Origin of the sequence: Streptomyces sp. NPDC050625 (assembly GCF_040654755.1) — a bacterium.
Lineage (GTDB): Bacteria > Actinomycetota > Actinomycetes > Streptomycetales > Streptomycetaceae > Streptomyces.
The window spans coordinates 1-20,824 of sequence record NZ_JBFAIQ010000042.1; the positions used below are offsets into that span (position 1 = coordinate 1).

20 protein-coding genes and 2 pseudogenes are annotated in these 20,824 nt (G+C 70.6%); 12 read left to right on the forward strand and 10 right to left on the reverse strand.

Going from position 1 to position 20,824, the window contains the following annotated elements:
* Positions 1–507 precede the first annotated feature (507 nt).
* Together AB0I54_RS42915 and AB0I54_RS42920 are read right to left on the reverse strand one after the other, a co-directional pair.
* Positions 508–666, reverse strand: a complete 159-nt coding sequence (locus tag AB0I54_RS42915; protein ID WP_363301808.1) for a hypothetical protein — start codon at positions 664–666, stop codon at positions 508–510.
* A gap of 41 nt (positions 667–707) precedes the next feature.
* The gene (locus AB0I54_RS42920) at positions 708–944 is read right to left on the reverse strand and encodes a hypothetical protein (protein ID WP_363301809.1); all 237 of its coding nucleotides are present in this window, start codon (positions 942–944) and stop codon (positions 708–710) included.
* Positions 945–1,097: 153 nt separating this feature from the next.
* Between AB0I54_RS42920 and AB0I54_RS42925 the strand changes: the two genes are divergently transcribed.
* Positions 1,098–2,267 (forward strand): helix-turn-helix domain-containing protein, encoded by a 1,170-nt coding sequence (locus tag AB0I54_RS42925; RefSeq protein ID WP_363301810.1) that lies wholly within the window; start codon positions 1,098–1,100, stop codon positions 2,265–2,267.
* 422 nt (positions 2,268–2,689) lie between these two features.
* Here AB0I54_RS42925 and AB0I54_RS42930 read toward each other — a convergent pair whose 3' ends face one another.
* The 3 genes from AB0I54_RS42930 to AB0I54_RS42940 all read right to left on the reverse strand — a co-directional run bounded on the left by AB0I54_RS42930 (position 2,690) and on the right by AB0I54_RS42940 (position 4,873).
* Positions 2,690–3,172 carry a hypothetical protein gene (locus AB0I54_RS42930; RefSeq protein ID WP_363301811.1) on the reverse strand — a complete coding sequence of 161 codons (483 nt, stop codon included), beginning with the start codon at positions 3,170–3,172 and terminating at the stop codon, positions 2,690–2,692.
* A 117-nt stretch (positions 3,173–3,289) separates the two neighbouring features.
* Positions 3,290–4,030, reverse strand: a complete 741-nt coding sequence (locus AB0I54_RS42935) for a VOC family protein (protein WP_363301812.1) — start codon at positions 4,028–4,030, stop codon at positions 3,290–3,292.
* A gap of 60 nt (positions 4,031–4,090) precedes the next feature.
* Positions 4,091–4,873: a M56 family metallopeptidase gene (locus tag AB0I54_RS42940; protein WP_363301814.1), complete on the reverse strand. Its 783-nt coding sequence runs from the start codon at positions 4,871–4,873 to the stop codon at positions 4,091–4,093.
* Between the two features lie 536 nt (positions 4,874–5,409).
* Here AB0I54_RS42940 and AB0I54_RS42945 point away from each other — a divergent pair.
* Complete coding sequence (locus tag AB0I54_RS42945) at positions 5,410–6,060, forward strand: phosphatase PAP2 family protein (protein WP_363301815.1); 651 nt, start codon at positions 5,410–5,412, stop codon at positions 6,058–6,060.
* 24 nt (positions 6,061–6,084) lie between these two features.
* Entirely contained in the window at positions 6,085–6,735 is a 651-nt protein-coding gene (locus tag AB0I54_RS42950; protein ID WP_363301816.1) for a DedA family protein, read from the forward strand.
* Between the two features lie 192 nt (positions 6,736–6,927).
* On the opposite strand, the gene AB0I54_RS42955 is transcribed toward AB0I54_RS42950, so the two are convergent.
* The 3 genes and pseudogenes from AB0I54_RS42955 to AB0I54_RS42965 form a co-directional block, all read right to left on the reverse strand.
* A complete protein-coding gene (locus tag AB0I54_RS42955; protein ID WP_363301857.1) occupies positions 6,928–7,266 on the reverse strand; it encodes a hypothetical protein in 339 nt (112 codons plus the stop codon).
* Between the two features lie 91 nt (positions 7,267–7,357).
* Positions 7,358–7,546 (reverse strand): annotated as a pseudogene (locus tag AB0I54_RS42960) (hypothetical protein); the annotation flags it as partial.
* A 191-nt stretch (positions 7,547–7,737) separates the two neighbouring features.
* A complete protein-coding gene (locus tag AB0I54_RS42965) occupies positions 7,738–8,121 on the reverse strand; it encodes a BlaI/MecI/CopY family transcriptional regulator (RefSeq protein ID WP_363301817.1) in 384 nt (127 codons plus the stop codon).
* A 311-nt stretch (positions 8,122–8,432) separates the two neighbouring features.
* On the opposite strand from AB0I54_RS42965, the gene AB0I54_RS42970 reads away from it, so the two are divergent.
* A complete protein-coding gene (locus tag AB0I54_RS42970) occupies positions 8,433–8,969 on the forward strand; it encodes a hypothetical protein (protein WP_363301818.1) in 537 nt (178 codons plus the stop codon).
* Positions 8,970–9,010: 41 nt separating this feature from the next.
* Here AB0I54_RS42970 and AB0I54_RS42975 read toward each other — a convergent pair whose 3' ends face one another.
* On the reverse strand, positions 9,011–9,919 hold the full coding sequence (locus AB0I54_RS42975; protein ID WP_363301819.1) for an aminoglycoside phosphotransferase family protein: 909 nt from the start codon (positions 9,917–9,919) through the stop codon (positions 9,011–9,013).
* Positions 9,920–10,080: 161 nt separating this feature from the next.
* Here AB0I54_RS42975 and AB0I54_RS42980 point away from each other — a divergent pair, with 161 nt between their 5' ends.
* Positions 10,081–11,532, forward strand: coding sequence for an amidase (locus tag AB0I54_RS42980; RefSeq protein WP_363301820.1), 1,452 nt, complete (start codon positions 10,081–10,083; stop codon positions 11,530–11,532).
* 155 nt (positions 11,533–11,687) lie between these two features.
* Entirely contained in the window at positions 11,688–13,850 is a 2,163-nt protein-coding gene (locus AB0I54_RS42985; RefSeq protein ID WP_363301821.1) for a SpoIIE family protein phosphatase, read from the forward strand.
* A gap of 176 nt (positions 13,851–14,026) precedes the next feature.
* On the opposite strand, the gene AB0I54_RS42990 is transcribed toward AB0I54_RS42985, so the two are convergent.
* A complete protein-coding gene (locus tag AB0I54_RS42990) occupies positions 14,027–15,211 on the reverse strand; it encodes a type III polyketide synthase (RefSeq protein ID WP_363301822.1) in 1,185 nt (394 codons plus the stop codon).
* Between the two features lie 645 nt (positions 15,212–15,856).
* Between AB0I54_RS42990 and AB0I54_RS42995 the strand changes: the two genes are divergently transcribed.
* The 6 genes and pseudogenes from AB0I54_RS42995 (at position 15,857) to AB0I54_RS43020 (ending at position 20,824) form a co-directional block, all read left to right on the forward strand.
* A complete protein-coding gene (locus AB0I54_RS42995) occupies positions 15,857–16,036 on the forward strand; it encodes a rhodanese-like domain-containing protein (RefSeq protein WP_363301823.1) in 180 nt (59 codons plus the stop codon).
* Positions 16,037–16,092: 56 nt separating this feature from the next.
* Entirely contained in the window at positions 16,093–17,322 is a 1,230-nt protein-coding gene (locus tag AB0I54_RS43000; protein WP_363301824.1) for an FAD/NAD(P)-binding oxidoreductase, read from the forward strand.
* 125 nt (positions 17,323–17,447) lie between these two features.
* Entirely contained in the window at positions 17,448–18,833 is a 1,386-nt protein-coding gene (locus AB0I54_RS43005; protein WP_363301825.1) for a rhodanese-like domain-containing protein, read from the forward strand.
* A 107-nt stretch (positions 18,834–18,940) separates the two neighbouring features.
* Positions 18,941–19,520, forward strand: a pseudogene (locus tag AB0I54_RS43010) (rhodanese-like domain-containing protein).
* The gene (locus AB0I54_RS43015) at positions 19,517–20,437 is read left to right on the forward strand and encodes a sulfite exporter TauE/SafE family protein (RefSeq protein ID WP_363301826.1); all 921 of its coding nucleotides are present in this window, start codon (positions 19,517–19,519) and stop codon (positions 20,435–20,437) included. The pseudogene AB0I54_RS43010 and the gene AB0I54_RS43015 overlap by 4 nt, the downstream one beginning before the upstream one ends.
* A 135-nt stretch (positions 20,438–20,572) precedes the next feature.
* Positions 20,573–20,824 (forward strand): hypothetical protein, encoded by a 252-nt coding sequence (locus AB0I54_RS43020; RefSeq protein WP_363301827.1) that lies wholly within the window; start codon positions 20,573–20,575, stop codon positions 20,822–20,824.

Here is a 20,824-nt window from a genome sequence, read left to right on the forward strand (position 1 = left end):
ACACACGCCGCAACGACGCGCACAGAAAAGCCGATCACGGCCACTGTCAACCATCAGCTGGGACCGAACTGTCAAGCATCACCCGGGATCGGACACCGACGAATGTCAGTGGTTGTTCATACAGTCTTCACATGACTCAAGGGCGCGCCTACGGCGCGCCGGGGCGCCCCGCCGCCCCGGCCGGGCATGCGGCGTGGACGCCGGTCCCGTCCGGTCGCCGGACGCCCCGCACGTAGTCCGCCCGAGGGGCAGAGCGACGACGGGCCGTTCGAGGCCGCGGCGTGGTGGGCCGGGGGTCGACGGCCTCCGAGACTTTACGCAGCTCCCATGGGGCGAGCCTCGAAGAACAGGGGGCCGATCGGGCACCCCCGCGAGCAGGGCAACTCCCTGCCCGATTCGCCGGGCGAGCGTACGGCCCCCTGTTCACTCGCCCCATGGCAGCTACTGCCCAAAGTCTTTACGGCCGGCGACGTGCCCACGCGCGCCGCTCACCAGGGACAGGTCGCGTCAATCGGGATCCAGGGAGCCCAGGAGGAGTTCGTCCCCGGCGGGAAAGCGGGCGGTGCCACCGTCCTCCCAGATGACCACGACGGCCAACCCGCCCATCGGTCCCCGGTCGGTCTTCGCGGTCTTGACCCTGCGCCACTCGCCCTCGTACCCGATCACGTCTCCGGGGGCGATCAGAGCCGCACGCTTCGTCGGGACGTCTAATCGGCCTCGACGGGGCGGACGTGCCTCAAAGGGGCGTCCCACTCGATGCCACCCCCTTGAGGGCGGATGTACGCGATCTCGTTGATGATCTGTCCGGTCTTTTTGACCCGCTCCTCGATCACGCCTTGGAGCTCCCCGGTCCGCCCCGAGACCGTGTCCTCGACAATCGTTCCCTGCGGGTACGGCAGCTTGCCGTGGCTCAGCATCGTTGATGGTTTCTCGGTCTGTGTCATGACCCCTCGTCCCACCTGCGCATACGTCTGTCATCCAAGAGAACTCCCGCTGTGCGGCGTCAACTTGCACAGCGCTTGCACAAGGGAGGGGGGTCGAGGTGGCGGGGTGAGACGATGGAAGGTAACGGAAGTCGAGCGGGGAAGACGCACATTATGAGCGCGATCAAGATTCCCGGACCCGGCACGAACGTGGCCGTCTGCCGCAAGGAGCGTGGCCTCAGCCAGGTCGCCCTTGCCCGGCGGGCGGGTGTGTCGGTTTCACTGCTGAGCAAGATCGAGGTCGGCGACCGCGCCCTCACCCAGGGCATCGCCGCCGCCCTGGCGCGTGCCATGGGACTGACCCTCGACGAGCTGTTGGGCACGGAGCCGGTCGCCAAGACGGACGAAGCCAGCCTGGCCGCGCTGAACTTCGCCATCCGGCGTTTCGACATTCCCGATGCCCCACCATCGCACCCGGAGGATCTACCCCGCGAGTTGGCCGAGCTGAACGAGCACCGCTACCGCACCGAACTGGGCGGGGTCCTCCAGAAGTTGCCCGGCGTGCTCGCGAGGTCGACCAACTACGCGCATGCCACCGAGTCGCCAGACGCCTGGACACGCGTTGCCGACACGTACTCGGTCGTGTACTGGCTGGCCGCCCGCTTCCGGTGGATGCACCTCGCCGAACTGGCCGTCATGAAGCAGCGGCTCGCCTCCGAGCGCGCACATCCGATCGCCGCCACGGTGGCAGCCCGCGACGAGGCCGGGACGTTCCTCAACTCGGGCGATTTCGCGGGCGGGTTGGCCGTCGTCGACCGCGCGATCGTCGAGGCGGAGTCGATCCTTGAGGGACGCGACCGCGCTTTCGGTCTGGGCATCCTGCACCTGCGCGGCCTCACCCTTGCCGGTCGCCTCAAGGACGAGGCTGCCGCCGACGAGCACATCCGGGCGGCGTGGCGGACCGCCGAGGAGTACGGCGAGGACGCCGACGAGCACGGCATCCACTTCGGGCCGGACCAGACCGCTACCCACGTCATCTCGACGTACTCCGACATGGACCAGCACCGCCGGGCGCTGGACACCGCCGACGACCTCATCCGGGAGGGCACGACCCTGCCCGCGACCCGCATCGGTCCCCTACACATGAACCTGGGGCGGTCGCATCTGGCTCTGGGGGATCGGGATTCCGCCCTCGAAGCCCTCGAAGAAGCCTGGAACGTCGCCCCCGAGATGGCACGGGTCCACCCTACGAGCCAGGAACTGATGCGCGTGCTGACCTCGCTGCACCGCCGCAGCAATCCGAGGCTGACCCGTCTTGCCAAACGGGCTGGCGTGCCCTTCTGATCTACCCCGCCCAACCAAGACTGTATGAACGACCGTTGACGAACGCGGACCATCCCGCGTCGTGCACGGACTTGGCGAGCCGGGTGCGGCCGAGTCCGGACACCGCGAGGTCTTCCACGTACACCGCTTGGTTGTCGCGGATGATCTGCGTGGATGCCTTGTGGTGCCAGTCCCGGCGCCGGTCCGCCACCTTGGCATGCCGGCGTGCGCCGCAGGGACTGTTGCAGGACGACCGCTGAGACGTCGGCGAGCCAGGCGCGTTCCTCGCTGCGCTTGGCCTGGGTGATGTGAAGCCGGGACAGGTCTGCCGACTTCACGTACGGCAGCCCTGCCGCGTGCGCTTCCTTAGCCGCCGTCCGACCGGGTTCCACACAGAGATCTACCGCCGCCGCACCGGCCGCGCCGCTGAGGACCGTCTGCCCCTACTCCAGCAGGCGTTCGGCGTCCTCCGGGACCCATGGGAAGGGCACGTCGGGCCAGCGGGCGGCAGCCCACGCGTCGAGATCGACAGCGAGAACGGCATCGATGAAAACCTGAGGCGGCCGGTAGCCGTGAACGGTGCTGTAGTGCGTGATCAGGAACGGGGCGGCGTAGGCGATGCCGATCTCGCCCGGGATCCGTATCTCCCCGTTCCCTTCCGGGGCCTCCCCTGTCTCAGGACACAGGTCGCACTCATGGACGCCGAGGCAGACGTTCATCCACTGGACCCGCTGGACGGCCTGCAGCTTCTCCACGAAGCCCGCGGGGACAGGCCCTGTCGAGTACGGCTTGCCGGCTTCCAGCCATCCGACGTTCAGGCGCGTGTACTCAGGGCGGTACCAGAGCTCGTAGAACGACTCCCTGTCCCCGAACGTGTCCTCGTCCTGGTAGGTGTACTCGCTGAGATCTTCGTAGAACACCCGCACATCATCGCCGCACGCTGCGCGAACTGCTTCCGGCTGAACTCGGCAGCGACGCCGGGGCCCCTGCCCGCCGCCGGAATCGACAAAGACGCCGCAGCCCGACCCACCCGGGGGCATGGCTCATTCGCCGGCGAGGACGCAGAACTCGTGGCCCTCCGGGTCGGCCAGGCACGTCCAGGGGACGTTGCCCTGGCCGAGGTCGAGGTCGGTGGCGCCGAGGGCCCGCAGCCGGGCCACCTCCGCTTCTTTGTCGTCACCGGGGTACGGCAGCAGGTCAAGATGGACGCGGTCCGGCACGGTCTTCACGCCCGGCGTGCGGAGGAACTCGAGATACGGGCCGACACCCTTGGCGGAGCGCAGCACCGCTTGATCGTCGGTCACCTCGTGCAGGGTCCAGTCCATCGCCTCACCCCAGAACCGGGCCATGGCCCGCGGATCCACGCAGTCGACCACCACCGCGGCGATCGGCCCGGTGTCGCGGTAGACCTCCCGAGGCTCCAGCACGCAGAACTCGTTGCCCTCCGGGTCGGCGAGGACCGTCCACGGCACGTCGCCCTGGCCCACGTGGGCCGACGTCGCACCGAGAGCCGTCAGGCGCGCGACCAGCTCCGCCTGATGGACGGCAGAGGTGGTGGCGAGGTCGAGGTGCACACGGTTCTTTGTCGTGGTCTTGGGTTCCGGGACGGGAACGATGTCGATGCCTACGGCGACGGGGTCCGGCCAGACGAGACCGCCGGCGGGTCCGACGTACGTGGTCACGCCGGGGCTGTAGGCACTCCAGCCGAGCGCCTGGGCCCAGAACCGGCCGACGGCCGATGGATCAAGAGCCTTGATATTCACCATCACTGGTCGCAGTGCCATGCCGGCGATCCTATGCACCCGCCCTGCAACGTGGCTGCAATCCGTGGCGTACAGCGGCCGTCACGACCAGGCACCGATGGTCCGCAGCAGCAGGTGGAAATCGTGGGCGGCCTCGGCGGTGGAGAGCGTCGCTGCGGTCAGCACGGCTGCGGTCGCCGCGGTGAGGGCCGGATGGCGCCCCAGCGGCGGTGCGAGGAGTGCGGCGACGCGGCGGGGCACCGGGCCGGCCGAAGCGAGGGGGCTGCGGCGGCCGAGGATGCCGAGGGCGGCACCGGTGGTGCGGGCGCGGGCCGGGGCGCGGTGGGCGGCGAGGGCTGCCTTGCCGACGGTACGGGCGACGCGGGTGCGGTCGCCGGTGGCGGTGGCCGCGTTCTCGTCGGCCCAGCGCTCGATGGTGTACGTGGCGGCGGTGGCGAGGGGGCGCAGCAGCGGGTTGGCGGCGGCGCCGAGCTGGGTGAGGGCGACGAACGCGTAGTGGTGGGCGGTGAGGTGCGCGCGTTCGTGGGCGAGCAGGACGTCGTGCTCGGACTCGTCCAGGGTGTGCAGCATGCCGGTCGATACGACGACCCGGCCGGGCAGCCCGGGGACGGCGAAGGCGTCGGGGGTGTCGTCGTCGAGGACGACCAGGCCGTCGCGTGCGGGCATGCAGGCGGCCTCCCATGCGGCGGTGGCCAGTGAGCGGGCGCGTCGCCACAGCATCCGGGCGGCCATGAGCACGGCGCCGCCGAGCAGCAGGCCGGCCATCAGCGAGACGGACAGTTCGGCGGGGTCGTCGTGCCGTGCCGTCTGTGCCGACCAATGCCCCAGGGCCGCGAGTTGCGGGATGCGGACCAGGCCGGCCACGGCGAGCAGGCCCAGGGAGATGGTGGTCGCCGCGCCCAGGACCAGGGCCGAGGCGGCGAGCAGCCAGGTGGCAAGGCGGGGCTCGCAACGTTCGGCCAGCGGGCGGGCCCGACCAGAGCCACAACGTGGCCGCCGCGCGGAAACTGCGGGCCGAGAAGGCCGGACTCGTCCACGGCCTCCCCTCCGCCGTGCAGTGCGGCGTCTACCAACTGAGCGGGAGTGGCGCTGCCCACACCGGGCCTGCATCCCTCCCGCGAGATCACGGTGAACCGCGACGACCCGCAAAAGCCCGCCGTATTCGCCGTCTCCACCATCCGCTTCGTCCACTACGACCACGCGTCACGACGTCCGATCGGCCGATCGGCCGATCGGCCGGAGCGACCTCCCCGCAACCAAACTTCTACAACATGTAGTACGTTTGTCGGGTAGCCCCTGCCGCTTCACCTTGATGTCACTTTAGAGTCACCGGAGTGCGGGAGCCGACCGGTGGCGCGGCCCGTTCCGTGTCGTCGTCCGACCACCCGTAAGGACCGCCCATGATCGTGCCCGCCACCGCCCAGCTCGCCTTCGACGGCTCCGGTATCGACGGCTCGTTGTTCACCTCGGTCACCGACTTCGCCCGTGACACCAAGTGGCTCAATACCCCACTGGAGCTGGGGACCAACCTCGGCCTGGGCGTTTTCGCGGTGCTCATGGCGGCGGGCTGGTGGTCGGCGCGCCGCCGGGGCACGGAGGCGATGACCGTCGCGCTGGCCGCTCCGGTCGCCGTCGTGACCGCCTTCGCCGTCGCCGAGGTGGTCAAGAAGCTCGTCGCCGAGGTGCGGCCCTGCCGGTCGATGCCCCACGCCTACCTCGTCGACGCCTGCCCCGCACGGTCCGACTACGCCTTCCCCAGCGGCCACGCCACCGTCGCCGCCGCGACCGTGGCCGCGCTGTTCCTGCTCGACCGCCGCCTGAGCGCCATCGCCGCCGTGTTCGCCCTGGTGGAAGGCTTCACCCGGGTCTACGTCGGCGCCCACTACCCGCATGATGTGCTGGGCTCCGTGCTCATCGCCCTGCCGGTCGCCCTCCTCACCAGCCTGGCGCTGCGCCGCTGGGCCACTCCGCTGGTCGGGGCCCTGAGCCGCGGCACCCTGCGACCGTTGCTGACCGCCGGGGCCGGCGCCGCCGCGCAGCCCGCCCGGTAGCCTCGGCCGCAGAGGTGATCCGTGATGACCGCACCTCCTCTGCCCGGAGTCTTCGCCGACCTCGCCCCGCTCCTTGACCACTGGGGTTACGCGGCGGTCGGCGGCCTGCTCTTCGTGGAGGACTTCGGTGTGCCCGTCCCCGGGGAGACGGCGCTGATCGCCGCCGCCGTGTACGCGGGCGCGGGGCAGCTGAACGTCGTCGCGGTCGCCGTGATCGCGTTCCTCGCCGCGGTCTGCGGCGACAACATCGGCTACGTCATCGGCCGGTACGGCGGCCACCGCCTCGTGACGCGTTACGGCCGCTACGTGCTGCTCACCCCGGCCCGGGTCGCCAGGGCGGAGGCGTTCTTCGTACGCAACGGCGGCAAGGTCGTCACGGTCGCCCGCTTCATCGAGGGCCTGCGCCAGGCCAACGGCATCGTCGCCGGACTGAGCGAGATGCCCTGGCGCCGCTTCCTCGCCTTCAACGCCCTGGGGGCGGCGCTGTGGGTGGGGGTCTGGATGACCCTCGGCGATCTCGCCGGAGACCACATCGGCACCCTGTACCCGGCCATCCAACGCTACGAGTTGTACGTGCTCGCGGCAGCCGGCGTCGCCGTCGCCGCCATTGTCGTACGTCACCTGCTCCGCCGTCGGACCGGTGGGCGAGACAGTGAGCCAGGGCGGCGGGTATGAGCCGAAGGCGTCGCCAGTCGTAGGGCGGATGGCCGAACTTCGGACGGTGCCAGTAGTAGGCGTTGACGAGCGCCCAGCCGCGTCAGTCGTAGCCGTTGAGCAGCGCCCAGTTGCCGACGCAGACCACGATCCCCCAGCGCGACCGTGCCCATCCCCCTTGCGGGGTCGTATCCCGAAATCACGCCGGTCAGGTCAGCGCGCACGCAGACCGGCTCCGGCCGCGTGGGCGCGCATCGCCGCCTCGAACAAGCGCTCAGTGTCATGCGCCGTCAGTGCCAGGCTCGCGCAGCACGCCGCCACCAGGACCGCAGACGCCGCCATCGCACCGCTGCGTCGGGGCACCGGCGGGGCCAGCAGCGCCTTCACGCGCTGTGGCACCGGGCCTCCCGCAGCGGCCAGCGCCCCCTTGCGGGCCTGGCTCGCGGCCAGAGCCACCCGCGCGATGGCCCGCGCCACCAGCGGCCGGTCCGCGACCACAGCCCGGGCCCCGGCCTCCTCGTCCGCCCACCGCTCCGCCGCGAGATGCAGCACGAGCGAGATCAGATGGTGCCGATTCCGCAGGCGCGCGCTCGTGGGGGAGCAGGGCCTGCCGCTCCTGCGGGTTCAGCAAGCGCAGCATCCCGGAGGAGACGACCACCCGTCCCGGCAGGCCGAGCACGGCGAACGCCGTGGGCACCGGGCGGTCGACCACGGCCAAGTCACCCCCGCGGCGATCTGACGGCACTGCCGCCAGGCGTCGACCAGAGCGCGTCCCCGCCGCCAGGACGCCACCGTCACGCTGACCACCACGACGAGCACGACACCGGCGCACACCGCGGACACCCCCGGCTCACCGGGTCCTCCGCCTTCAGCGCACCCACCGACCACGGCCCCTGCGCCGCCACCGGCGGCACCTGGCCGACGACGGTGAACGTCAGGATCGCCAGCTCCCTGGGCGGGACGCAGCCAGCACCGCGCTCACCAAGCAGCGGCAGATACATCGGCACCGGCCAGAACGCCGTGCTATCCCCGCTCGGGGCCGTCACCGTGCAGCAGCTGCCCGAGCAGCCGCTCGTCCTCCGGCGACAGGTCCGACACGAACCGCGCCAGCACCGTCGCACGGTCCCCGCCCTCGTCCAGCAGCGAGTGCATCCCCGCCGCCGCGAGCCCCGGCTGGTCGTGCACGGGCGCGTACAGGTGGCTGCGCCCCTCCTTCCGCCGGGTCACCAACCCCTTCTCGCACAGCCGCGTCAGAATCGTCAGCACCGTGGTGTACGCCGAGTCCCCGCCCAGGTGCTCGTGCACCGCGGCTGCCGTCGCCGGCTCGCCCGCCGCCCACAGGGCCGCCAGCACCTCGCCCTCCAGCTCCCCGCGCGCGCGGCGCCCGGACTCCTTGCTGCCCGTCACGCGGACACCTCCTTCTGCTCGACCCCACCTCCGCCCCACAGGGCTCTCTCCGGCCGGTCCAAACTACTACGAGCCGTAGAAAGATGAAGACCGTCGGATTCGAGGCGGGGCCGCGCCGGTCTGCCACCGGCCGGCCAGATCCTGATCACCGCCTCACCCAACCCCTACGACCAAACAGACACAACGCCTCAAAAAACCCTCGGACTGCGCCGCCCAAAGGCTCTTCACAGGGATTCGCCATTCCCTCACGTCACCGGCTGACTACTGTACGAACACGCCGCGCTGCCCACGGCCACCCGAGGAGGAATCCTGTGTCATCGCCCTGCGACCCCCAGTACGCCCCCGCCGGCGATGTGGGCGCAGCCCTCATGATGATCGACTCTCGGCTCAAGGCCGTCTACGACCAGAAGACCCAGACCGACGCCGAACAACAAGCGCTGACCGACCAGTTCGCCGCGTCCCTGGGTCCCGGCGGAATCGATGACATGCTGGACGGCACGTGCACGCTCATCTACATGTTCATGCAGTGGCTACGGATGGCCTACGAGGACCACGGCAAGGACGTCATCGAGTACGTGGTGCCCAATCTCGTGGCCTCGATGCGCATGATGCCCAGGAGCGTCCGCCCCGAGGCCATCCCCACCATGGCCGGCCTGCTCATCGCTGCGGGCACCGGCCTGAGCCCCAGCCTGTGGCGCAAGCAGTACGGATACTGGACCAAGGACGAGTTGACTCCCCTGGAAGCCACCACCTTCCTGCTGGCGGAGCACATCAACCGACTCACCGACGACCGCGACTTCGCCACCCGCCTGATCACCGAAGCCCTGTCCAGCGCAGACGAAGGCTGACGTGCGCGGCGGTGCCGGGTCGAGGACGAACTCCCCATCATCTATGGCGCGGTGAGGCGTTGCAGTGCGGCGTGGGCGGGTGGGCCCCAGGTCGGCTTGCCTCCGGGGCGGCCGTGGACGCCGGCGTGTCCGATGTGGATGCAGGCGAGGGCGCGCAGCACCGCCCAGCCGCGGGCGCGGCGTAGGGTCGCGGTGTCCGGGCTTGGCCGGTAGGTCTCGTGGAAGCGGTCGATGGCGCCGTCCGGCAGCAGGATCCAAGCGGCGGCGAGGTCGCAGGCCGGGTCGCCGGCGAAGAGGTCGCCGAAGTCGATCACGCCGGAGAAGGTGCCGTTCGTGGTCAGGATGTTGGCTGGATGCAGGTCGCCGTGGAGCCAGAGACGTGGGCCCGTCCAGTCCGGCGCGGCGGCGGCATCCTCCCAGACCGCGATGACGGCGTCCGGGTCGCGAATCAGCCCCAGCTCGGTGGCCGAGGCAAGCCCTTGGGTGAAGTGGTCGGCCGTGTCAGCCAGCGGGCCACCGCGGTCCCGGCCTGCCGGCGCCCCGTCGGGGGCAGGGTGGTGAAGAGCGGTCAGGAAGTCGGCCAGGGTGACGGCCGCCTCCACGGCGCGCGTAGCGGGGGCGCGGTCGGCGGGCTCGCCCGGTACCCAGGTGGTGACGAGCCAGGGCCGTGGAAACCGTTCGGAGGGCTCACCAAGACGCTGCGGGACGGGGATCTGCAGAGGAAGGTGCGGGGCGAGGAGGGGCAGCCAGGCGTGTTCCTTGCGCAGCAGCGCGTCCGCGGACTGCGTCGCCCACGGCAGCCGGACGGCGAGGTCGTCGCCGAGCCACCACACTTGATTGTCCCAGCCGAGCGCTCCGAGCTTCAGGGGGCGATCAGCCAGGTCGGGGTGCTGCTCGCGCAGCAGATCCCGGATCAGGTCCTCGGTGATGTCCATTTCGGTGTCCGTCATGTGGAGCGACGGTAGTCGGGTAGAACTCACGACCACGGCCTGGAGCTTGATACAGATCCGCCCGGAACCCCTGGCAGGCCACGTTTCCACCAACGACCGTGAACCCCATTGTGCGAAACGGCATTTCATGACCTGTTCCGGAGGCCGATACGGTCGGATTCATGGAGTGGAGTTTTCAGACGGCCGAAAAGCTCGCGGCTGCGTTACGTGCCGGCGAAGTGACCGCGGCGGAACTGACCGACGAGGCGATCGCCCGTATCGAGCGGGACGACAAGGCGATCAACGCGATCTGCGTGCCGGACTTCGACCGTGCACGGGCCGCCGCGCGCGGTGCCGACCAGGCGCGCGCCCGCGGTGAGGACCGGCCACTGCTCGGCATTCCGGTAACGGTCAAGGAGTCCTACAACGTCGCCGGGCTGCCCACGACCTGGGGCATGCCGCTGCACCGGAACTACCTGCCGGCCGAGGACGCGGTGCAGGTGTCGCGGCTCAAGGCCGCCGGCGCGGTGGTGCTCGGCAAGACCAACGTGCCCTTGGGGCTGCAAGACGTGCAGAGCTTCAACGAGATCTACGGCACCACCAACAACCCTTGGGATCACGCTCGCACGCCGGGTGGATCCTCCGGCGGATCCGCGGCGGCCCTCGCAGCCGGATTCGGCGCGCTGTCCATCGGCTCCGACATGGCCGGTTCGTTGCGCACCCCCGCACACTTCTGCGGTGTCTACGCACACAAGCCGACACTCGGGCTGGCGGCGATCCGCGGCATGGTCCCGCCCCCGGCGCCGGCATTGCCGGCCGACCATGACCTCGCCGTCGTCGGTCCGATGGCGCGCACTGCCCGCGACCTCACACTGCTGCTCGACGTCATGGCCGGACCGGACCCGCTGACGCTCGGTGTGGCGCACGAGTTGAGGCTGCCGCCCGCGCGCCACGAGCGGCTCTGCGACTTCCGCGTCCTGGTCCTCGACAACCATCCGCTCATTCCGACCGGGTCCGCAGTACGGGCGGGCGTGGACCGGGTCGCCGACGCGCTGGTCGACGGCGGCGCCCGAGTCGAACGGCGCAGTCCGCTGCTGCCCGATCTGGCCGAAGCCGCGCTGATCTACAGGCAGTTGCTGTTCTCGGGATCCGCTGCGCATTTTCCCGTCGAAGCGTACGAGCAGCTGCGGAGCCGCGCCGCCGGACTGAGCCCAGACGACCAGAGTCTCAATGCTGCGATGCTGCGCGGCATGGTGCTCAGCCACCGCGACTGGATCGAGGCGAACAGCCGTCGCGAGCTCCACCGCCATGGCTGGCGGCAGTTCTTCGGCGAGTTCGACGCCGTGGTGTGTCCGATCACGCCCACGCCCGCGTTCCCGCACGACCACAACCCCGATCCAAGGGAACGCCGGATCGACATCGACGGCGTCGAGTACCCGTACTTCGACCAACTGGTTTGGGCCGGTCTGGCCACCATGCCCGGCCTACCCGCCACCGCCGTACCAGCGAGCCGGTCCCCAGAGGGTCTGCCGGTGGGAGTGCAGCTCATTGGTCCGATGTTCGAGGACCGCACCCCACTGCGGCTGGCCGAACTGCTGGAGCAGAAGATCGGCGGCTTCCAGTCACCGAAGTAGGGCGCATCCTGGCAGGTCACGGCCCTGGCAGGGTGTGCACCGCTCCGCCGGCCAGTGCATTCCTCACTGTCCGCGTTCACCGCGTGATCCGCCGATGTGGGCGAAGCGACTCCCGATGTTATTCAATGAGGTGTGCCCGCCAGGGAGAGAGCCGCATGGACTCCACACCCTCCCCTTCGTCCTCTTCGCCGTTCGAACTGGTCAGCAGCGCTCTGGGGCGCTACATCCCGAGCGGCGGAACGGCACCGGCCGCGCGTCCTGCCGACGCGCAGGGCGACCGCACCACCACTCGACGCGTACCCGACGACGCGGCAACCAGCCGTCAGGAGCAGATTCTCGGCGCGGTCAACCTGGACAGGGACCTGAGAATCACCGGCTGCAATCTGGACGCCCCCGTGTTCGCGGGTCTGGACGCCGTGGTCGGGAGCCCTTTCGTCGATCTCCTGCCTCCCGGGGACATACCGACAGTCACCAGGCGGTTGCGGCAGGTCCTGGAAACCGGTGAGGCGCACGTCGCCCGGATCCAGCGCCTGCGGCGCGGCGACGGGTCGGAGCTGGTGGTCTCGCTGAGCATCCTGCCCGCGGCCGTGCCCCAGGAAGGCCTGACCGTCTCCGTGATCGCCATGGCCAGGCGGCTGCACCTGTACGCCGCGGAGACCGCGATCGGCACCTCGCTGGACATCGGCGAGACCGCGCAGTCGCTGGCGGAGTCCCTGCTGGCGTGGGGAGACGTGGCCGCCGTCGACCTCGACTTCGCCGTGTGGACGGGCGAGGGAGTCACCGAGCGGGCGCAGGGGCGCATCCGGCTACGTCGGGCGGCCCTGGTACCCGACCGGGCCTGGCCCGAGGGCTATGTGACTCCGGGCGACGATCTTCCCAGCGACGCGAGTCGCCTGCTGGCGCAGGCGGTACAGCGGGACGATGCCCCGCAGGCCATCGTCATACCCGACCGGGAGGCGGTCGAGCGGGTGCTCGGCAGTCCGCGAGTGATGCGTGCCCTGGTGCCCGGTGACCGGTCGGCGGGTGTGGCATGCATACCACTGGTCCTGGACGGCCCGCCGCCTGTCGTACTGGGCGTGGCGGAGGTCTGGCGGCGGGCGGACTCTCCCTTCCGCGACAGCGAGCTGTTCGACCTGCAGGAACTGGTGGCCAGGACCGTCCATCACGTCGACCTGGCCCGTCAGCACCAGCGCGAGCACACGCAGGTGCTGGCGTTGCAGCGCCGGCTGCTGCCCCGGGCGGGCGGCGACACCATCGAGATCGCCAGCGTCTACCAGCCCGCCACCCCCGACAGCGCGGGCGTCGGCGGCGACTGGGTGAACAGCTTTCCGCTGCCGGACGGCCGTACGGCGCTGGTGGTCGGTGACGTCGTCGGGCACGGCCTGGGAGCCGCGGCGACCATGGGCCAGCTGAGCATGGAGGCCCGCGCGCTGCTGTCCGCGGGGCTGGCGCCCGACGAGGTGCTGCAGCACCTGGACGCGACCGTGACGCTGCTGGACGACTCGGAGTCCGGGCTGGCGGCCGGCTACAGCGCTCTCGGGTCGACCTGCTGCATCGCCCTGTACGACCCGGTCAGCCACGACGTGGCGCTGTCCAGCGCCGGCCATCTCCCCCCGGTCCTGGTGTCCCCGGACGGGCACGCGGGCCCGCTCGCGGTCCGCCCTCATCCCGGGCTGGGCGCCGAGTTCGCGCTGCGAGAGCCGTTCGACGTGCACACGTTCGACGCACCCCCGGGCTCGCTGCTCGCCCTCTACACCGACGGCCTGGTGGAGGATCCGGCCCTGTCGATCGACGAGGGCATCAGCAGGCTGGCGGACACCGTGTCCAGGGTGCACCCCTGGGACGCCCTGCAGCAGGCCGCACGGCGCGTCGTCTCCACGCTGGCGCCCGTGCGTCAGCGCGACGACGTGACCCTGCTGCTCGCGCGCATGATCGGCTACCGCAAGGGGGACACCGCGACCTGGCGGCTGCCCGCCCGCTACGACGCGCCCGCCCGTGCCCGCGCACAGATCTCCGCGCTGCTGCGGCAATGGCGCACCAAGGACGACACCCTGGACAACGTGCTGCTACTGGTCAGCGAGCTGGTCACGAACGCGGTGCTCTTCGCCACCGGTCCCATCACGGTACGGCTGATCAGGGCCGGTCATGGCCTTCTGTGCGAGGTGGGCGACACCGGCAACGGCAGTCCGCGTCTGAACCGGGGCGGCCTCCTCGACGACCGCGGTCGTGGCCTGTACATCGTGCACAGGCTCACCACCCGGTGGGGGGTGCGGTGGACGGACACCGGCAAGGTGGTCTGGGCGGAAGTCGCCAGGTGACGCGGTCGCAGGGCGGGGCGCGGCCGGCGTACGGCACCTGAAGCGCGGCGAGGGTACGGGCGGCGTGCGCGTCCGCCGGAGCCACCGACGGTACGCACGGCGCCCTCAGCTGTACAGGTGTCGTGCCCTGTGATGCGGGCGACCCGTTCTGCTGGTGCGGGTCGCGCGGGCTCGTGCTACAGCCACTCCCCCTCCAGGGCGGTGGCGGTCAGGCCCGGTGCCGCCGCGTACAGCACGGCGCGGCTGCCCGACTTCTGCCCGGCGTCGTGCGCCCGCCGCATGATGTCGAACACGGCGGCGCCTCCGCGGTTGCCGCTGGTGTAGCTGTCCCGGCTGTAGTCCAGCAGCCCCGACGGCCATGTGTCGGGCATCGTCTGCTCCATGTACTCCAGCACCCGGGTCCCGCCGGGATGCGCGAGCAGCACGTCGGGGTGCCAGGAGTCGGGGTTGTCCTGGTAACGGACGCGCAGCCACTCCCACATCGCGGTGACCGTCTCCTGTACGGCGCGCGGCCCACGCCGGTCCATCACGAAATGGGTGCCGTCCGACCGAGTCTCCAGACGGTGCAGGTCGTGGGTGCCGGGCAGGGTGTGGTGCCAGGCGGCGTCCAGCCGCAGCATCGACTCGCGCCTCGGGCGGCCCGTGACCACCGCGGCGACCGCGGTGTCCGCGAACAGCAACCGGACGATCAGGGACTCAAGGGTGTCGTCCGCGGGCTGGTAGGTCGTGCTCAGCGCCTCCGCGATCACGACGAGGACCACCCGGTCGGGGTCCGCGGCCACGAGTTCCGCCGCCAGCGCCAGGGAGCGGGTCCCCGCGATACAGGCCCACTGCGAGGCCGGCAGCAGCATCACATCGTTGCGGAGCTGGAGCCTGTTGGCCAGGGAGACGTCCAGACCCGGCAGCGCCGGGGTGGTGGAGTGACTGGTGATCAGGCAGTCGATGTCCGCGGCGTCCAGCCCGGCGATCTGCAGGGCACCGCGCGCCGCATGCTCCCCGTAGGACTGCACGGCCTCCCAGGCCGGCGCGGTGCGCTCCTGGACGGTCTGCGGCGCGGGTATCGCCTCAAGGGCGGCGATCACGCGGTCCACGTCCTGCTGGCTGAACCCGTCGCGTGCCAGCGCCTCTTGGGCCGGCCCGACGCCGACAGCCTGCAGGCCGTTGCCCTTGCCCGGCGCGACGGCGGTCTCCAGCGGCAGCATCCACCCGCGGGTCTCGATGCCCGTACTGGCCGCGATGCCGTCGATCCGCGGCGCCCACGCCGCGTGCGGGTGCCGGTCGCGCACCTCCGCCACGATCTGGCTGGTCTCCACGGCGTGCTTGCCGTGTATTACGGCAGGAGGACAGAGGTAAGCGGCCATAATGGGGCACCTTTCCGGGGGAACAAGCAGGAATGTCGCGAGTGCTGTGTCATGGGTCACTTTGGGACTTCGCACCCAAGGCGTTGCCGATGGGCTCCACTTCGGGAGCCGGTGGCCGTTTCGAGCATGGACGCTAAATGGACATTTCCGCTGTGATGCAGGCAACTTGGGCAGCCTTGGAATGCGTGACACGGCACACACCGCCGCAATAGGGACCTTCAGTCCAGTTCCACAGGTGACTTCCCGTCAGTCAGGGAGAGCCCCTGGTCATTGCCGCCACAGCCGGGAGACACGCCGCCGCCCCCTACCTTCACGGCCGGCCACCTTCGACGCGAGCATCACTAATCGCACGCTTGCTCTTCCGGGGCCTCCGCACGTGGGCCAGTGACCTGACAGGTCATCATCGCCGCGACCGCGGCCCTCGCTCACTCCGTGCACAGAACCCGAGCCACGCCACCACGGCACACCGATGACACACCGGCCACTCAGAGCCCACCACAGGGATCACGACCGGTTCCCGGCCCTGACGCCGAGCCGCGGGTTACCCGGTGGGGAAAATACCCCAGGGGGTATTTGACGCTCGTCGCCGGATGGCCTTACTCTCACCGAAGAGATACCCCCGGGGGTAATTGAGGAGGCAACCAATTGGCGCGTGAAGTGACACCCGAGACATGCGCCGCGGCCTGGGCCGACGGTGCGCTCGTGGTCGACGTACGGGAGGCGGACGAGTACGCGGCCGGACACGTACCCGGCGCGCGACTGATGTCGCTCCGCACCCTGCCGGCCCGGTGCGACGAACTGCCCGCCGACCGGCAAAGAAGGTAGAGCCGCCTGACCCCGTCCGGCACCCGCACACCCGCCAGCTGGAAAGGAGAGCCGTCTTGGCCGCCACCCCCTCCCCCGCCGACGCACCGATCTCCGGCCGCCACCGCGTCGCCGTCATCGGCGGCGGCAGCGCCGGCATCAGCGTCGCCGCCCGCCTGCGCCGCGCAGGCGTCAACGACATCACCCTGATCGAACCGTCCGACACCCACTGGTACCAGCCGCTGTGGACCCTGGTCGGCGGCGGCCAGGCGACCCTGGGCACCTCCCGGCGCCCCGAGGGGTCGGTGATACCGGACGGCGTGCGCTGGATCCGCCGCCGCGCCCTGGCCATCGACCCGCAGGCCCGCACGGTGACCCTGTCCGGTGGCGGCGAACTCGCCTACGAACACCTGGTGATGGCACCGGGGCTCCAGCTCGACTGGGGTGGCGTCCCCGGCCTCGGCGAGGCCGTGGGCCACGACCGGGTGAGCAGCAACTACGCACCCGAGTACGCCCCGCGCACCTGGGAGCTGATCAAGCAGATGCGCTCGGGCACGGCCGTCTTCACCCATCCGGCAACCCCACTGAAGTGCGGCGGCGCCCCGCAGAAGATCGCCTACCTGGCCGCCGATCACTGGCGCAGGCGCAAGGTCCTCGACGACATCCGGATCGTCTTCGTCATCCCCGATCCGGCCATGTTCAAGGTGCCCGCGTGGTCACAGGTGCTGGAGAAGGTGGCCGACCGGTACGGCATCGAGGTGCGGCTGCGCTCCGAGATGACCGCCGTCGACGGCGACGCCCGCGAGCTCACCGTCACCGACCACGTCGACGGCACGAAGGAAATCCTCGGCTACGACTTCCTGCACGCCGTGCCGCCGCAGAGCGCGCCGGACTGGGTCAAGGCGAGTCCGCTCGCCGATCCGGCCAGCCCCCAGGGCTTCGTCGCCGCGGACAAGCACACGCTCCAGCACCCGTCGTACGACAACGTCTTCGCGCTCGGCGACGTGGCGAACCTGCCCACCTCCAAGACCGGCGCGGCCGTACGCAAGCAGGCCCCGGTGGTCGCCGCGAATCTGCTGGACGTGATGAACGGACGCTCCCTGTCGCGCCGGTACGACGGCTACACGTCGTGCCCGCTGGTGACGGCCCGCGACCGGATGCTGCTCGCCGAGTTCGACTACGACCTGAACCCCACGCCCTCGTTCCCGCTGATCAACACGTTCAAGGAGCGGCGCGACATGTGGGTGTTCAAGCGGTACGTGCTGCCGCCGGTGTACTGGCACGGCATGCTCACCGGCCGCCTCTGACCGGTCGGCCCGGGCTTCCCCCGACCCGGGCCGGCCACCGCCCCCGCCCTCCGACAAGGGCGGACCAGACCCTTCTATATACCCCCCGGGGTAATTAGCCCTTCCGCTACGGAGGTCACCCGACCATGTTCTTCGCCCAGTACTACCTCGACTGCCTCTCCCAGGCCTCGTACATGATCGCCGACGAGACCACGGGCAAGGCTGTCGTCGTCGACCCGCGCCGCGACGTCTCCGAGTACCTCACCGACGCCGCCGCCCACGGTTTCACCATCGAGGCGGTCGTCAACACCCACTTCCACGCCGACTTCCTCGCCGGCCACCTGGAGCTCGCCGACCGCACCGGTGCCTGGATCGGCTACGGGCAGCGCGCCGAGGCCGAGTACCCCATCCACAAGCTGACCGACGGCGAACGCATCAGCCTCGGCGACGTCCAGCTCCAGATCCTCGAAACCCCGGGTCACACCCCGGAGTCGATCAGCGTCCTGGTGTACGAGCATGCGGACGACACGGTCCCCTACGGCGTGCTGACGGGTGACGCTCTCTTCATCGGCGACGTCGGCCGCCCCGACCTGCTGGCCTCGATCGGAGTGACCGCCGAGGAACTCGGCAGGATGCTCTACGACACCGTCCAGCACAAGCTGATGGCCCTCCCGGACGCCGTCCGCGTCTTCCCCGCCCACGGCGCCGGCTCCGCCTGCGGCAAGAACCTCTCCACCCAGCGCCAGTCCACCATCGGCCGGCAGCGTGCCACCAACTACGCCTGCCGGCCGATGAGCGAGGAGCGGTTCGTGGAGCTGGTGACGGAGGGGCAGCCGTCCGCGCCCGCCTACTTCGTCTACGACGCGATCCTCAACCGCAAGGAGCACGGCCTGTTCGACGCGACCGTCGCACCCCGGCCGCTGTCGGTCGAGGAGTTCATGGAGCGGCGCGCGGCGGGAGCGGTCGTGATCGACACCCGCTCGCCGCAGGACTTCGCGCCCGGCTGTCTGCGGGGCTCCGTCAACGTGCCCGCGGACGGCCGCTTCGCCGAGCAGGCGGGCATGGTCGTCGCCCCCGAGCAGGAGGTCGTCGTGGTCGCGCCGCAGGATCGCGAGGAGGAGGTCGTCACCCGGCTCGCCCGGATCGGCTTCGACAAGGTCGGCGGGTATCTGCGCGAGCCCGAGGGCGCCTTCCCGGCCCTGGCCGACGAGATGGAGCAGGCCAGCCGTCTGACCACCGACGAACTGCGCCTGCTGCTGGACGGCGACGAAGCACCTCTGGTCCTGGACGTGCGCAACACCTCCGAGCGCGAAGAGGGCTTCATCGACGGCTCGTTGCACATCCCGCTGGCCGAACTGGCCCGCCGCATCGACGAGATCCCGGCCGACCGGCCTCTGGTCGTGCACTGCGCCGGCGGCCACCGCTCCTCCATCGCCGCCAGCCTGCTGCGCCACAAGGGCCGCTCCGACGTCTCCGACCTGCTCGGCGGCTACGGCGCGTGGCTCGCCCTGCCCGCGTCGGCCGACGTCTGATCCACCCGCTAACCGGGCGGTGACCGGGACACCGGCCGCCGCCCGCCCCCGTCGAAAAGACGCTTCACAGGCAAAAAGAACGCTTCACGGACAACAGGGAACCCCCGATGCCCCTCCATGCCGACACATCACGTCTCGATCCCGCCGCTCTGCGCGAGCTGACCCAGTCGGGCCAGGGCCCGCGTCTGCTGGACGTACGCACGCCCGGCGAGTTCCACACCGCGCACATCCCCGGCTCCTACAACGTCCCTCTCGACACCTTGCGCGAGCACCGCGCCGAACTGCTCCACCACCTCGACGAGGACGTCGTCCTCATCTGCCGCTCCGGCGCCCGCGCCGCCCAGGCCGAAGGCCCTCGCCGAGGCCGGCTTGCCCAACCTGCGCGTCCTCGACGGCGGCGTCATGGCATGGGAGTCCGCCGGCGGCCCGCTCAACCGGGGGCCCGAGCGCTGGGACCTGGAGCGCCAGGTCCGGCTCGTCGCCGGAAGCCTGGTGCTGGTGACGGGCGTCGCGGGCCTGTTCGTGCCCGGACTGCACCTGATCGGCACGGCCGTCGGTGCCGGGCTGGCGATCGCCGCGCTCACCAACACCTGCGCGATGGGCATGCTGTTGTCGAAGCTGCCCTACAACCGCGGCCCGCGCACCGACCTCGACACGGTCGTCGCCGCCCTGCGGGATGCGTCATGATCGCCGTCATCATCGCCGCCTCCCTGCTCATCGGCGTCAGCCTCGGCATCCTGGGCGGCGGCGGATCCATCCTGACCGTGCCGATTCTGGTCTACCTGGCCGGCATGGAGACCAAGGAGGCCATCGCCACCTCCCTGTTCGTCGTCGGCGTCACGAGTGCCGCCGGGGTCGTCTCGCACGCCCGTGCCGGACGCGTCCGCTGGCGTACGGGGCTGCTGTTCGGTCTGGCGGGCATGACCGGCGCCTACGCGGGCGGACGTCTCGCCGAGTTCATCCCCGGCACGGTCCTGCTCATCGCGTTCGCCCTCATGATGATCGCCACGGCGGTCGCCATGATCCGGGGGCGGAGGCAGGCGGCGAAGAAGGTCCACCACGAACTCCCCGTTCTCCACGTGCTGTTGGACGGCATCGTCGTCGGCCTGGTCACCGGACTGGTGGGCGCCGGCGGAGGCTTCCTCGTCGTGCCCGCCCTCGCGCTGCTCGGCGGTCTGCCGATGACCGTCGCGGTCGGCACCTCACTGCTGGTCATCGCCATGAAGTCCTTCGCGGGCCTGGCCGGTTACCTCGCCGGCGTGCATATCGACTGGGGCTTCGCGACCCTCGTCACGGCGACCGCCGTGGTCGGCAGCGTGCTCGGCGGTCTGCTCGCCGGACGTATCCCGCAGGACGCGCTGCGCAAGTCCTTCGGCTGGTTCGTCGCCGTCATGGGTGTGTTCGTCCTCAGCCGGCAGATCGGCACCGACCTGCGCCACACCCTGCTGACCAGCCCCTGGACCTGGGCCTTCGTGGCCGCGGCCGCGGGGATCGCCTTCAGCCGGTACATGCTCAGGCGCTCCGGACGAACGCCCATGCAGACGAGCGACGCCCCGGCGATGCCGGACAGCGGAAGCCCGGATCGCCTCGCCACCCGCCCGTGAACGGGAAACGCGCACCCCGTGCCGGGGAACAATGCGGCCTCGCCTGACGCTGCTATTCATACCCCTCTGGGTATTCAGATCGCAGACGACAGCCGAGGGGGACCGTCAGCAACCCGGCGGAGGAGCGTGAGGACCATGACGACGGCAGGACGTGACCGGCCCCCGACGGGCGAGGACAGCTGCGTCGTGACCAGCTGCGGGCGCAGGATCGCCGTGCGGTATCTGCGGCTGGCGCCCGCGGACCGGCCCATCGGCCGGGTCACCCTGGACGTGGGCCGCGACCAGGGCGGCGAACCGGGCGTGTGGGCCGCGCTCACCGCCGACGAGGCACGTGACCTGGCCCGCCTGCTCCTCCTACAGGCAGGCCAGGCCGAGCGCGGCGCCTGA

Bases quoted from the DNA above. Each gene is read 5' to 3' on its own strand.
- AB0I54_RS43005 (WP_363301825.1), top strand. From the start codon at position 17,448: ATGTTCTTCGCCCAGTACTACCTCGACTGCCTCTCCCAGGCCTCGTAC.
- AB0I54_RS42920 (WP_363301809.1), bottom strand. From the start codon at position 944: ATGACACAGACCGAGAAACCATCAACGATGCTGAGCCACGGCAAGCTG.
- AB0I54_RS42945 (WP_363301815.1), top strand. From the start codon at position 5,410: ATGATCGTGCCCGCCACCGCCCAGCTCGCCTTCGACGGCTCCGGTATC.
- AB0I54_RS42925 (WP_363301810.1), top strand. From the start codon at position 1,098: ATGAGCGCGATCAAGATTCCCGGACCCGGCACGAACGTGGCCGTCTGC.
- AB0I54_RS43020 (WP_363301827.1), top strand. From the start codon at position 20,573: ATGACGACGGCAGGACGTGACCGGCCCCCGACGGGCGAGGACAGCTGC.
- AB0I54_RS42950 (WP_363301816.1), top strand. From the start codon at position 6,085: ATGACCGCACCTCCTCTGCCCGGAGTCTTCGCCGACCTCGCCCCGCTC.
- AB0I54_RS43015 (WP_363301826.1), top strand. From the start codon at position 19,517: ATGATCGCCGTCATCATCGCCGCCTCCCTGCTCATCGGCGTCAGCCTC.
- AB0I54_RS42990 (WP_363301822.1), bottom strand. From the start codon at position 15,211: ATGGCCGCTTACCTCTGTCCTCCTGCCGTAATACACGGCAAGCACGCC.
- AB0I54_RS42975 (WP_363301819.1), bottom strand. From the start codon at position 9,919: ATGACGGACACCGAAATGGACATCACCGAGGACCTGATCCGGGATCTG.
- AB0I54_RS42985 (WP_363301821.1), top strand. From the start codon at position 11,688: ATGGACTCCACACCCTCCCCTTCGTCCTCTTCGCCGTTCGAACTGGTC.
- AB0I54_RS42980 (WP_363301820.1), top strand. From the start codon at position 10,081: ATGGAGTGGAGTTTTCAGACGGCCGAAAAGCTCGCGGCTGCGTTACGT.
- AB0I54_RS42935 (WP_363301812.1), bottom strand. From the start codon at position 4,030: ATGGCACTGCGACCAGTGATGGTGAATATCAAGGCTCTTGATCCATCG.